Below are 12,746 nucleotides of genomic sequence, written 5' to 3'. Positions count from 1 at the left end.
TCCTAGAATAAGCTTTCTTACCTGGAGTATCCGCATATTTAGAATGCAAATCACCAAAATCATACCGACTAACCAATTCCTCAATAAAAAAACAAATATGATTATCTGGAATAAAGTCCCTCAAATTTAAAGGAAGTAAAAACACCTGACCAATACTATCTTCATGCAAAACCATAAACACCAACTCAACAAAAACTAAAAAACATTAATACTATATTACACCCCATAATATTTAAAACTAAGCATAACTAAAAAGAATCAAAAAATAATTATTGCACAGCCAAAATAAAAAAATAAAAAATGGAGGATTTTCACTTCAAAGTAATTTATGGTTACTTACTCCAGAATTGGCTAAATTATTTGCAAAGTATAATATAGCTATTAGTACAAGTATAGATGGACCAAAAGAGATAAATGATTATCAAAGAGGTGAAGGTTACTTTGATAAAACCATGAATGCTTATGAAATAGCTAAAAAAAATGGAATTAAAACCAGTTTTGTATGTACATTTACATCATATTCAAAGGACTTTAAAGATGAAATTTATGAATTTTTCCTAAAAAATGAAGCAAGCATAAAACTTCATGGAGCATTACCATCACTTAGAGGAGATAATGCAGATAAATGGGCATTAACCACTGAAGAACATGGACAAATATTAATAGATCTATTAGATAAATATTTATATGATTTAGATAAGTTTGAAATAAAAGATTTTGATCATATCTGTAAAAGTAGTTTTTTAAGACGAGGCACACTGTGTACATTTGCTGATTGTATTGGTGACACTTTAGCTATTGGACATGATGGAAAGATTTATCCCTGCTACAGATTTGTAGGAATGGAAGATTATGTTTTAGGCAATGTTCAAGATAATCCATCAATGAAAGAAATAATGAAAACAAGTGCTTGGGGAAAATTAGAGGAATTTAGAGAATATGTGAAAGAAAATTGTAAAGACTGTACATACACTAAATTTTGTAATGGAGGATGCCCATATAATGCTATTGTATCATCAAAAACACCTAAAAGTGTGGATCCTCAATGTGAAGCTTATAAAATAATTTTTAAAGAAGTATCAGATAGATTGAACAAAGAATTTTTAAGTTCATCACTGCCACCAATGTTTACAAGTAATACACAACAAGTACAAGAAGCACAGGATGAAAATAAGAAGAAAAAGTACAGTATTAAAGATTTAATGTTTAAAAAATGAGATTAATTGTCATTAATTAATTAAAAGGTACATAATATGCAATATAAAGAAATAAAGAAAACTGGAGACAAATTATCTATTTTAGGCTATGGATGTATGAGATATCCTCGTAAAAATGGACGAATAGACTATGAAAGAACTGAAAATCAAATTATAACAGCTATTGAAAATGGAGTTAATTACTTTGATACTGCACATATGTATCCTGGAAGTGAAGAAACACTTGGAAAGATACTTGCTAAAGGATATAGGGAAAAAGTAAAAATAGCTACTAAATTACCAATTATGAATATCAACACAAAAGAAAAAATGGATCAAACATTTGAAACTGAGCTTGAAAGACTTCAAACAAATTATATTGATTATTATATGCTTCATGATCTCACATACTCAGAATGGAAACATCAACAATCAATTGGAGTTTTATCATTCATTGAAGATGAAAAAAAGAAAGGAAGAATAATCAATATTGGTTTTTCATATCATGGAAATATAATTAATTTTAAAAAGATTATTGAAGAATATGATTGGGATTTTGTTATGCTCCAGTATAATTATTTAGATGAATATTATCAAGCTGGAAAAGAAGGGTTAGAGTATGCTTCTGCCCAAGGACTCGGAATACTGATAATGGAGCCTCTTCGTGAAGGAATGATTATAAATAAATTACCGAATGAAGCATCAAAATTAATAGAAAACTTTAAAATTAAAAGAACTCCAGCAGAATGGGCTTTACGTTGGTTATGGAACAATCCTCATGTTGATGTTGTAATATCTGGTATGAGTAGAGAAGAAGACATTGAAGAAAATGTTAGAATAGCTAATGATGTAAAAGTAAATTCATTAACAGAAGATGAAGAAAAATTAATTGATAATCTTAAAGAAGAATTTAAAAAAAGCATAAAAATAGATTGTACTGCATGTGGCTATTGTTTACCTTGTCCTAAAGGAGTTGATATTCCTCTTGCATTTTCAGCACTAAATGACAAAAGTATTTTTAGAGATATTAAAACAACTGTAATGTATTTAATAACAACTTATCCAAATTCATCTGCATCTAACTGCACTAAATGTGGAAAATGTGAGCCAAAATGTCCACAACACTTAGATATTATGAATAATTTAGAAGAAGTTGATTCTAGTTTTGAAAAATGGTATTACAAGATACTATGTAAAATTGTAAAAGCAATCATGTTTAGATAACATAACAATGATCTCCCAAAAATAACAAAAATCTTCGATTTCTAAACTTTTATTTCGTGACGGAAAATTAGATAAATCTTTGATTTCTCATTTTTAAAAGTTTGTATCATGTTTTAAAAGTTAATTTAAAACTTGATGCCAATCCCATGCTGTTTCTACTATTTTTTCGAGGTTATCAAATTCTGGTTTCCAGTTTAGGATAGATTTTGCTTTTTCACTGTCAGCTATTAAAATATCTGGGTCTCCTTGACGTCTATCCACCACTTTATGACTTATATCTTCACCAGTTATTTTAGCACATGCATCTATTACTTCTTTAACTGAAAAACCAGTTCCATTTCCAAGATTAAAAATATCACTTTGTTCTTTTTCTAAAAATTCAAAAGCTTTTAAATGAGCTTGAGCAAGATCATTTACATGGATATAATCTCGTATACATGTTCCATCAGGAGTATTGTAGTCATCACCAAAAACATGGATTTTATCTCTTTTATCCAATGCAACATCTAAAATTAATGGAATTATATGTGTTTCTGGAATGTGTTTTTCTCCAACATCCAAATTAGGGTCTGCTCCTGAAGCATTAAAATATCTAAGTGAAGCATAATTAAGTTGATCTTTTTGAGATTTTTCATATAATGCTTCTTCAACCATTAATTTAGATTCCCCATATGGATTAATTGGATTTAATGGATGGGATTCTACTATTGGTGTTTCCTCAGGTACCCCATATACTGCTGCTGATGAAGAAAAAATAAATTTAGAAACATTGTTATCATTCATCACTTTTAACAAATTTAAGCTATTTATAAAATTATTTTTATAATATTTCTGAGGTGATTTCATCGACTCAGCAACTGAAGTTAATGCTGCAAAGTGTACAACGCCCTCAATGTCGTATTTTTTGAAAAGAGATTGTAAAAATTTGAGATCTCCTAAATCTCCTTGAACAAACTCTCCCCATTTCAAATTTTCCCTGTGTCCTGTGCTTAAGTTATCTAAAACCATAGTTTCATACCCATTATCATTGAACATTTTGTTAGTATGAGACCCTATGTATCCAGCTCCGCCTGTAATTAAAATCATGTGTCTTCCTTCCTTATTCCTATATTTTTATATCTTGATTAAAAAGTATAAAATAAACTTATGTATTCATAAATAATATAATGTTTGTAATAATTATTTATAAATGTTTTTATGAAAAATATTAACTCTTTAAAGTTATATCATATACTAGTTAATTAAATAATAAAACCATTTTTAACATTACTAATGATTAAAAATTAAATTAAACTATCTTTATCTTAAAAATAAACTATAACCAACTGTCCAAAAGTATTACTTAAATATAATAAAAAATATAACTTAAGAAACTTTTAAACACTGATTAAAGTGTTTTAAAGCGATAAAATTTTTCATGAGTTTATTTCAACTTAATATTATTATATCATGTGTTTATCACTTATAAATGTTTTTGTTTAAACATGCTAATTATTAAAAAATATGCCTATAAATAATTTAAATATACATGAAAAACATACATTAATGAATAAAACATACTAACGGATATCTAAAATACATTAAACATAATCATGAAAATAAGATTAAAACACTTAGGAAAACACTCAGAAAACAGATAAAAATGATTGTAAGATAGCTATTAAAATGTAGGAGAATAAAATAATAATAAAAAATTAAAATAAGACAATATTTAAAAATACTTGTAATTATTCATTATTTGAAATAGCTATATATTTATATAATAAAGCAGCAATTATACTTCCAATAATAGGACCTATTATAAAAATAGGGAGATAAATTAAAAGATTTACTCCTCCTGCTAAAAAATCCACGATTATTGGTGAAAAACCACGAGCAGGATTAATACAACCTCCAGTTATAGGACCTAAAACAGTTAAAGAAATTCCTATAGCCAATCCAATAGCTAAACCATAAATACCAGGGTCTGCTTTTTTATCAACAGCAACACCCATCACAACAAGAACTAATAAAAATGTACCGATTATCTCGCCAATAAATGCTTGTAAATAGCTAATTCCAACCCCTGGAGCATTTGCACCAAGTGCACCAATTAAAACCCCATCCATTCCAAATACTGAAAACACACAAAGTGTAGCTATTACAGCTCCAATAAATTGTGCAAGAATATAAAATGTAGCATTCTTTAAACTTATGTTTTTAGTAACAAGTAATCCAATAGTAACCGCAGGATTTATATGTCCGCCAGATACCTTACCAAAAGCATAAATAGCAACCAATGCAGTAATACCAAATCCCCAGCTTACTGCTAACCACTCACTAAACCCACCTAATGCACCAATAGCTCCAGTAGGAATATAAGAATGAACAATCAAAGCAGCTCCAACTGCAGCTCCAGTTCCAAAAAATACTAATAAAAATGTTCCTACAAGCTCAGCTAAGAATTTTTTTCTTAAATCATACTCCATTAAATCATCTCTTTTAAAAATATTTGAAAACATTAGATTATATGTTTTTAATATATTATTTAAGAAACTATATAAATGTTAATATATATTTTTACTAATATATATTTTCCATTATATATTTGTATTACATTAGTCAAAATTTTCAAAATTAGTTAATAAAATGAACTTTGTTTAGATAATATGTAAATATATAATATTACATAATCAAAATAATGATAAGTATTATAAATAGTTAGAATGTATGATAAATGTATAAATGCAAAAATGAAAATAGGCGATAAAAAATAAGTTTAAGTTAAAATAGGTTAAAATAAATTAAATTAATTTACCTAATTTTAATAAAGCTTTTGGTGAAACTTTTACCAATTTTTTGATTAGTTCAGTGGTACTGACTTCTTCAAATTCAACATCTTGGAATGCTACAGCTATAGAATCTAATTCTTTATCTGATAATGATGCTAAATAATCTCTGGTTTTTGAGTATTTTTTCATTTTTTCCCCTAACTCATCATCCACTAATTTATCATATTCATATAATCTTTTTGAAGAATAATTTTCTTCTTTTATTGCATTTGCAGCTACTTCACCAGCTATTTTACCACAAGTCATTCCACTAATGATTCCTCCACCAGTTAATGGGTTTACTTGCCCTGCTGCATCTCCAACAACTAAAATATTATCTCCAGATATGTGTTTATGCACTCCTCCAACTGGATCCCCACCAACATTTAATTCTACAGCTTGAGCATTTTGAGTAGCTGGGCAATTAGCCACAAAATCAAGAAGGTGTTGGTAAGCTGTTTTGTCAGTGTCTGTTGGGATAACAGCTAATCCTACATTTGCAATATCTTCACCTTTTGGGAAAATCCAAGCATAACCTCCTGGCGCAACACTTCCAAAGTAGAACTCAAGAACATTAGGATTTGTCATTTCAACATTACACATTTCAAATTGAATTCCAGATTCCATGTCTTTAATTTTAGTTCCAGTTTTAAGACCAGCTAATCTTGCAATACGTGATTCAGGACCATCTGCAGCTATGATAATATTTGCTTTAATTTCAATTAATTCACCTAGGTGTTCACATATAACAACATAATGATCTTCTTTTTTAATTATTTCTTTTGCTAATGTTTTGATTTTTATTTGAGCCCCAGCTCTTCCAGCATCCATAGCCATATGTTTATCAAAGACTTTTCTCTCTAAAATATACCCTGCTTCAGGTAATTCAATTGTATCATCATTTAACCATACATCTGTTCCATTTGGAGCTACTAATCTTATTCCTTCAATATCTTTCACTGCCCATCGAGGACTTGTTTCTATTCCTAATTTTTTTAGTCCTTCAATAGAAACTCCCTCAGCACAACGTTTAGGTGCACCTATTTCAGATTTTCTGTCAATTAATAATACATTAGCTCCATTTAATGCTGCATGTTTAGCTGCTATAGATCCTGCAGGTCCAGCACCAATTACAAGTATATCTGTTGTAATCATTTTCTCACCTCAATCTTTTTCTAAAGCATTTACTGGACATGCTTTAATACAAAAATCACATTCTTTACATTCCCCAGTATCAAATTCTAATTCAGTTTCCCTTACTAGAATTAAATTTCTAGGACATACTCCTGCACACTCACCACAGTAAGAACACCATTCTTTAACAATCATATTAGTTACTCCTTAAAAATAAAATAATAGCTATCTAATTTATTAAATAAATACATAGCAAAATATAATTATAATGAGTTATTGAAAACAATTACCAATAAAAATAACTATTAAGTGGATTATTTATTAATTGTTTTATTAAAATATAATATTTAATTATTTAAACACCAATTTATATTATTTACTTTTTTAGATATAAATATTTTGTGTATAAAAAGTTAGAAATAAATAATAAATTGATTAAATCAGATATAAAGAATTATAAAGAATAGTAAGAAATATATAAATTAAAAAATATTAAAAAATAATTATTTAAATCATGTTAGGAACCTTAAGATTTGGTGGAAGTGGTTTAATATTAGCTGGAGTTCCAATAGCTAAGTAAAAAGGTGGAACATTTCGTGTTACAACAGCTCCAGCAGCAACAATTGCACCTTCACCTATTTCTATATTGGACAAGAAGGTTGTATTTGCACCTACCGATGCTCCTTTTCTTATTTGAGGTCCTTTAAGCTCATAATCTACTCTAATTGGGTATCGATCATTGGTAAAACATGAACATGGACCTATAAATACATTATCCTCAATAATACTGTTTTTAGGAATATATACATTAGATTGGATACTTACACCATTACCAATTGTGCATTCTCCTTCAATAACTGTATTTGTACCAATTAATACATTATTACCTATTTTAGTTTTTTCCCTTATAACTACATTATGTCCTGTTTTGAAGTTGTCTCCAATTTCTACATCATTGTAGATTACAGAATTAGAACGAATCAGATGCTTTTTCCCTAAGACTGGAGGTTTACTGAAACGAGAATATTTAACTCCTATTTGAATATTTTCTTTAGCTAATTTAGGATCCTCTTGATCAGAATCATCAGTAAACATCTTAAAAAAATTAGCCATTTTATCCTTTTCCCCATTAATTTAGTAACATACATATGATATTCAAGTTAGCAACATTATAAGCTTAAATTAATTATTAAATTATCACATAACTAAAATATGAATAACATCTACATAAAATATTATAACAAGGTGTAATACATAATATTTAATATAGGATAATAATTAGGTAGTAATTTAATAAAATTTTAATAAAATTTTAATTATATTTAAAATTATGTAGTTTATGATATATAATTTTATCTATAATTTTTATAAAATAAGTTAAGTGATTGCGAATTAAAATTTAAAAAGGATTAATATGAATTATACTCAAAAAAAAATTGAAAATCATGTTAGAAAAATAAGAAAAGAAATTGGACATGAAGATAGTGAAATCAATATTAAAAATATAATATTTAATGAAAATATTAGTGAAAATAAGAATACTAAAAATATTAGTAATAATAGAAATGATAATAGTGAATTATGGATAATAACTAAAGATAGGTCAGATAAATCCATTATAATTGGTAAAGGAGGATGGGTTGTAGGTCGATTAAAAGAAGAGCTTGGAATTGGAAAAATACATGTTGAAAGCTATTCTGATTATATTTTAAAGAAATATAAAATGGAATTATCATTAGATAAAGTAAATTCATTTATAAGAGATCAAAAAGAAATAGCTATTAAAGAAGGATTAGAATGGAATTCTGATAAATCTAATGGATTAATAAATCTTAAAAATCTTTTAGAAGAAAAAATTAACAATATTTATAATTTTGATTTTAATAAATTTATAAATAACTTAGAGATAAGTGAATTTAATAAAGAAAATAAACATCAATGTATTGTTGCATTGTCTGGTGGTGTTGATAGTAGTTTTTCTTTAATAATAGCTAAATATTTAAATTTCAATCCAATAGCTATTACAGTTGACCCTGGAACCATAATACTCCCTAAACAGTTTAAAAACAATATAAATAAATTATGTAATAAACTTAATGTGAAACATAAGTTCATAAAAGTAGATTATTCTGATGTAATTGATGGATCTCTTTCAAAAGGTAAATTTCACCCTTGTGGACAATGTTCAAGTAAAACTGGAGAAACATTATTTAAATATGGATTGGATAATAAAATACCTATTGTTATTTTTGGAGACATGCTTTCAACTGGATCACAATGTATAACTAAAAACAGGACATTTGATACAGAAAACAATGTTAAAAATCTATATAGACTAAATTTACCTGCTACATTAGCTATATCAAAACAAGAAATAAAACAAGTAACATCCAATTATGATTTAACTAAAATAGGTGGTTTTGGTTGTCCATTGTTATTTGAAGTTCATAAAAAATATCCATATATGAGAAAATTTTCTATTCAAAGAATTCTTAGAGAAACAAGATCAGGTGCCTTAGAACCAGGAGAAGCCCTTGATTTAATTTGGAGTTTTAATAAAGTTAAACATTATTAATAATCAACCAGTATTGCTAAAATAATTATTACTAAAATAAGCTAAACTAATACTAGCAAATAATTAAAGAGAAAAAGAATTTAATTATTACATTTCTCAAATTCTTTTTCTAAAAAGGTTTCTGTGTTTTTACAAGCGATTTCAACCATTTCTGGTGATGGTCCACCTGGAATGTTTCTAAGCTTAACATTTTCTACTGGATCTAATGCTTTTCTAATTGATTCATTAGATAGGTTTAATTCTTCTCCAATTATATCCACTGATATTCTATTAATGAAGTCTGAATTTATATTATCTAACATTATACAGTTGTCAAATGCTTCATTTACAACTTTCCCTACTATTTCATGAGCTACTCTGAAAGGTATACTTTTTTCTTTGACCATTAGATCTGCAAGGTCTGTTGCTGTTGCAAAGTTAGATTCAGCTAATTCTATGCCACGACCATTGAAAACTTTAATAGATAAAGTCATATCTTTGACAATGTTTAGTATATCATGGCTACTTTCACAAGCATTCCATAAATGAGGAGTTAACTCTTGTAAATCTCTGTTGTATGTGTATGGAATAGCCTTTAAGATAGTTAAGACTGTTACAAGATTTCCATTGATAATAGCACATTTTGATCTTGCCACTTCAGCTACATCAGGATTCTTCTTTTGAGGCATGATTGATGAAGTAGATGAGAATTCATCAGATATTTCAATTAAGCTAAACTCATAACTGCTCCATAAAACTAATTCTTCACATATTTTAGATAAATTAGTAGTGAGCATGGTTAAATCAAAGACTGTTTCGGCTATAAAGTCACGAGCACTAACACCATCCATTGAATTTTCCATATAGCTATCAAAACCTAATAGATTTGTTGTGGTTTCTCTGTTTATAGGGAAAGTTGTGGTTGCCATAGCTGCAGAGCCAAGCGGATTAATATTAACTCTTTTATATGTATCTTCTAAGCGTTCATAGTCTCTTTTTAATGATTGCGCATAAGCCATCAGATGATGAGCAAATGTAACTGGTTGAGCATGTTGAAGATGAGTATATCCTACAATTATTGTTTCTTTATGTTCACGAGCCGTTTCAACTAAGCCTTCCATGAAACTAAGTATAGATTTTTGGATTTCTCGAACTTTAATTTTTAATGCTAATCTAATATCTGTTGCCACTTGATCATTTCTTGATTTTGCAGTATGCATAAATCCTGCAATATCTCCAATTTTATCAGTAACATAATTTTCAACAGCCATGTGAATGTCTTCAACTGCATAGTCAAATGTTAAAGCTTCAAATCCTTCTTCTTTTAACTCATTTAATGTCTTTATTATTTTATCTGCAACATCTTTGTCAATAATATCTTCTTCTTTAAGCATTGAAGTGTGAGCAATATTACATTCAACATCTGCATCAAAAATATAGTGGTCAAAACCAAGAGAAGAGGTAAATTCAGCAGCATTTTTTGTCATTTCTTTTTCTAATCTTCCAGCTCTTATGTCCAAATAAATCACCTGACTTTTATTAAAATGACCCAATACAATAATATAAAGTCGATTTACCAACTGCTTTACAATAACAAATTAAACAAATGAAAAATCTGAGTTCCAAAAAATAAATATATACATCAACAATGTATAAGTTAATACATGCATATATATTTTCAAAAGTTCATGATTGATAATATCTTATAATTGAAATATCTTTACCAAAAGTTAACTTATGTTCAACAAAATATAAATACTTTTCAGTCATTAAGGATAATGTAAAAGAAGATTGAAATAAATGTAAAATTCGTTTAATATAAAATTATACATAAAAATACACTAAAATGAATCATGTTCTAAAAATTTTAAAACCACAATATTATTTAAATAGAAGGAATAAAAACTAATAAAAATATAATATTAATAAATTAGCTATTATATAAAGAAGGTATTGATATGGATAAAAATTTAATAAATAAATTAGAGTATCTTCATGAAAATAACCAATTTGAAGAAATCATACAATTAATTCTTGAAGTTCCAGAAGAAAAGCGAGACTATAAATTAAAATCACAATTAGCAAGAGCATATAATAATTGTGGAGTATTCATAACTGGAAAAAGTGAAGAATTTATAAAAGCCATTGAATTATTGCTATCCATTAAAAAAGATGGGAAAGATGATTATTTATGGTACTACAGGATAGGATTTGCATATTGGAGCATTAATATTAATGATAAAGCATTAGAATCCTTTAAAAAAGCAAATAAGTTGATTAAAGATAAAAAAGAAAAAGAGCATATTGATGAGATTAAAGAATTTATAAAACAAATTGAACATGAAATAAAAATAAGTAAACTCATTGTAATGGAAAATTGTAACTAAAGTGTGATGTGGTTAAAACAACTAATTACACTTAAAAGCAAAAATTACCTAAATTATTTAAACCATCTAAATTTGTAATGAATTTATTAACTAAGCTAACTGTTTTATTTGTTGATTCATTTAAATATGTTTCATAAATCAAAGCAGAAGTACCATTGTTGATTATTGGAATAGTTACATCATCTGGACTACTTGGATGACCATCTGTTGCAGGTACAAATTTTAAGATTCCGATTTCACTAATATTTTGAATAATAGCTAAACCAATTGATTTAGACTTTTTATCGTTTAATGGAGCTATAATAAAATTGTAATCTTCATAAACCCCTCTATGGGCATGAAAATCTACAACTAAATCATAATTTTTAATGTTTATATCAGGAACCACATTTTTAGCAAGTTCTTGTCCATTTAACCTACTTTTATCAAAATCATTCAAATCTTTTGTAACATTGATTCTATAAATATAATAACAATTATTTAAACTCTTATTTTTATTTTTTAAAATATTAGCTACTGCCCTATGAGAATTATTTTCAAGAGGATGAACACCAATTATAATAGCTATTTTGTTTAAAGAGTGTACATTCCCATAAGGACCATCAATCTCAACTGTTCCTAAACTATTATTCTCTAAAATATTAATAGAATTATCATCTTGTATTTCTTTATCATGATCTAAAAAAACACCTATGAAAATAGAAGATGAAACAAACAATATTGCAATAATAATCAAATATCTACTCATAAAGTTTAGTATAAATTTTTAAGTAAATAAAATTTATGATAAAATTAATAATAAAATTAATGAAATTAATATTAAAAATAGAATTAAAATAATATAGGTTAGTCAGATTAAGTAGTGTTAGTATTAATAACCTTTAACAAGAATTTTTAATGAACCATCATTTGGATTTATAATTAAACCATGAACTGGAAGATCATTCGGAATTAATGGATGATTTTTAATCTTTTCAACCCCCTTTAAGACATTAGATTCTTCATCTTCAATAGCTCCAATCCATTCTTTAAGATTTACTTCATTTATATCTTTTTCTTTAATTCCACGATCAATCATTGAGTTTTTAAGTTTTTCAGAATCAGAATTAGCCATTCCACAATCAGTATGCCCAACTAACATGACCTCTTCTGCCCCAAGTGCAAAAATAGCTGCTGCAACAGATCTTATAACATCAGAACATATAACATTATTTCCAGCATTTTTAATTATTTTCGCATCTCCTCTCCCAATACCTAAAGCAGGTTCTAAAAACCCAACTAAACGAGTATCCATACAAGTTACAATAACCAATTTCTTTTGAGGTAAATGAGATAGCTTTTCAACTTCAAATTCATCCACAAATTTCTTATTATTTGACATAATTTCATTAAGTAACATGATAACAACCTAAAGTAGAATCTATATAATTAGCTATTTAAG

The 12,746-nt window shown here is 27.2% G+C and carries 12 protein-coding genes; 4 read left to right on the top strand and 8 right to left on the bottom strand.

Going from position 1 to position 12,746, the window contains the following annotated elements:
• The first annotated feature begins 272 nt into the window (after nucleotides 1-272).
• Both MBFIL_RS01890 and MBFIL_RS01885 read left to right on the top strand, forming a co-directional pair.
• Nucleotides 273-1,217 (top strand): TIGR04083 family peptide-modifying radical SAM enzyme, encoded by a 945-nt coding sequence (locus MBFIL_RS01890; RefSeq protein WP_066970956.1) that lies wholly within the window; start codon nucleotides 273-275, stop codon nucleotides 1,215-1,217.
• Nucleotides 1,218-1,253: 36 nt separating this feature from the next.
• A complete protein-coding gene (locus MBFIL_RS01885) occupies nucleotides 1,254-2,420 on the top strand; it encodes an aldo/keto reductase (RefSeq protein ID WP_066970954.1) in 1,167 nt (388 codons plus the stop codon).
• Between the two features lie 120 nt (nucleotides 2,421-2,540).
• Here MBFIL_RS01885 and galE read toward each other — a convergent pair whose 3' ends face one another.
• From galE to MBFIL_RS01860, 5 genes are all read right to left on the bottom strand, one after another.
• The gene (gene galE / locus MBFIL_RS01880; protein ID WP_066970952.1) at nucleotides 2,541-3,506 is read right to left on the bottom strand and encodes a UDP-glucose 4-epimerase GalE; all 966 of its coding nucleotides are present in this window, start codon (nucleotides 3,504-3,506) and stop codon (nucleotides 2,541-2,543) included.
• A 641-nt stretch (nucleotides 3,507-4,147) separates the two neighbouring features.
• Nucleotides 4,148-4,888, bottom strand: coding sequence for an MIP/aquaporin family protein (locus MBFIL_RS01875; protein WP_066970950.1), 741 nt, complete (start codon nucleotides 4,886-4,888; stop codon nucleotides 4,148-4,150).
• Between the two features lie 315 nt (nucleotides 4,889-5,203).
• On the bottom strand, nucleotides 5,204-6,385 hold the full coding sequence (locus MBFIL_RS01870; protein WP_066970948.1) for an NAD(P)/FAD-dependent oxidoreductase: 1,182 nt from the start codon (nucleotides 6,383-6,385) through the stop codon (nucleotides 5,204-5,206).
• Nucleotides 6,386-6,394: 9 nt separating this feature from the next.
• Nucleotides 6,395-6,559, bottom strand: coding sequence for a 4Fe-4S binding protein (locus tag MBFIL_RS01865; RefSeq protein WP_066970946.1), 165 nt, complete (start codon nucleotides 6,557-6,559; stop codon nucleotides 6,395-6,397).
• 312 nt (nucleotides 6,560-6,871) lie between these two features.
• Nucleotides 6,872-7,477, bottom strand: coding sequence for an acyltransferase (locus MBFIL_RS01860; RefSeq protein ID WP_066970944.1), 606 nt, complete (start codon nucleotides 7,475-7,477; stop codon nucleotides 6,872-6,874).
• Nucleotides 7,478-7,778: 301 nt separating this feature from the next.
• On the opposite strand from MBFIL_RS01860, the gene MBFIL_RS01855 reads away from it, so the two are divergent.
• Complete coding sequence (locus MBFIL_RS01855) at nucleotides 7,779-8,939, top strand: ATPase (protein ID WP_066970942.1); 1,161 nt, start codon at nucleotides 7,779-7,781, stop codon at nucleotides 8,937-8,939.
• 80 nt (nucleotides 8,940-9,019) lie between these two features.
• On the opposite strand, the gene argH is transcribed toward MBFIL_RS01855, so the two are convergent.
• Complete coding sequence (gene argH / locus MBFIL_RS01850; protein ID WP_066970940.1) at nucleotides 9,020-10,438, bottom strand: argininosuccinate lyase; 1,419 nt, start codon at nucleotides 10,436-10,438, stop codon at nucleotides 9,020-9,022.
• Between the two features lie 438 nt (nucleotides 10,439-10,876).
• Between argH and MBFIL_RS01845 the strand changes: the two genes are divergently transcribed.
• Nucleotides 10,877-11,305: a hypothetical protein gene (locus MBFIL_RS01845; protein WP_066970938.1), complete on the top strand. Its 429-nt coding sequence runs from the start codon at nucleotides 10,877-10,879 to the stop codon at nucleotides 11,303-11,305.
• Nucleotides 11,306-11,336: 31 nt separating this feature from the next.
• On the opposite strand, the gene MBFIL_RS01840 is transcribed toward MBFIL_RS01845, so the two are convergent.
• Both MBFIL_RS01840 and MBFIL_RS01835 read right to left on the bottom strand, forming a co-directional pair.
• Complete coding sequence (locus tag MBFIL_RS01840) at nucleotides 11,337-12,041, bottom strand: hypothetical protein (RefSeq protein ID WP_066970937.1); 705 nt, start codon at nucleotides 12,039-12,041, stop codon at nucleotides 11,337-11,339.
• Nucleotides 12,042-12,176: 135 nt separating this feature from the next.
• Entirely contained in the window at nucleotides 12,177-12,707 is a 531-nt protein-coding gene (locus MBFIL_RS01835) for a beta-class carbonic anhydrase (protein WP_066970935.1), read from the bottom strand.
• Nucleotides 12,708-12,746: the final 39 nt, after the last annotated feature.

The sequence above is a fragment of the Methanobrevibacter filiformis genome (assembly GCF_001639265.1).
GTDB lineage: Archaea > Methanobacteriota > Methanobacteria > Methanobacteriales > Methanobacteriaceae > Methanacia > Methanacia filiformis.
The sequence above is the reverse complement of the archived record's forward strand: the minus strand, read 5'-3'. Positions and strand labels throughout refer to the sequence as shown.

What these genes read in the sequence shown, in the direction of transcription:
- MBFIL_RS01845 (WP_066970938.1), top strand. Translation starts at nt 10,877, where the DNA reads ATGGATAAAAATTTAATAAATAAATTAGAGTATCTTCATGAAAATAAC.
- galE (WP_066970952.1), bottom strand. Translation starts at nt 3,506, where the DNA reads ATGATTTTAATTACAGGCGGAGCTGGATACATAGGGTCTCATACTAAC.
- MBFIL_RS01860 (WP_066970944.1), bottom strand. Translation starts at nt 7,477, where the DNA reads ATGGCTAATTTTTTTAAGATGTTTACTGATGATTCTGATCAAGAGGAT.
- MBFIL_RS01875 (WP_066970950.1), bottom strand. Translation starts at nt 4,888, where the DNA reads ATGGAGTATGATTTAAGAAAAAAATTCTTAGCTGAGCTTGTAGGAACA.
- MBFIL_RS01870 (WP_066970948.1), bottom strand. Translation starts at nt 6,385, where the DNA reads ATGATTACAACAGATATACTTGTAATTGGTGCTGGACCTGCAGGATCT.
- MBFIL_RS01885 (WP_066970954.1), top strand. Translation starts at nt 1,254, where the DNA reads ATGCAATATAAAGAAATAAAGAAAACTGGAGACAAATTATCTATTTTA.
- MBFIL_RS01855 (WP_066970942.1), top strand. Translation starts at nt 7,779, where the DNA reads ATGAATTATACTCAAAAAAAAATTGAAAATCATGTTAGAAAAATAAGA.
- MBFIL_RS01865 (WP_066970946.1), bottom strand. Translation starts at nt 6,559, where the DNA reads ATGATTGTTAAAGAATGGTGTTCTTACTGTGGTGAGTGTGCAGGAGTA.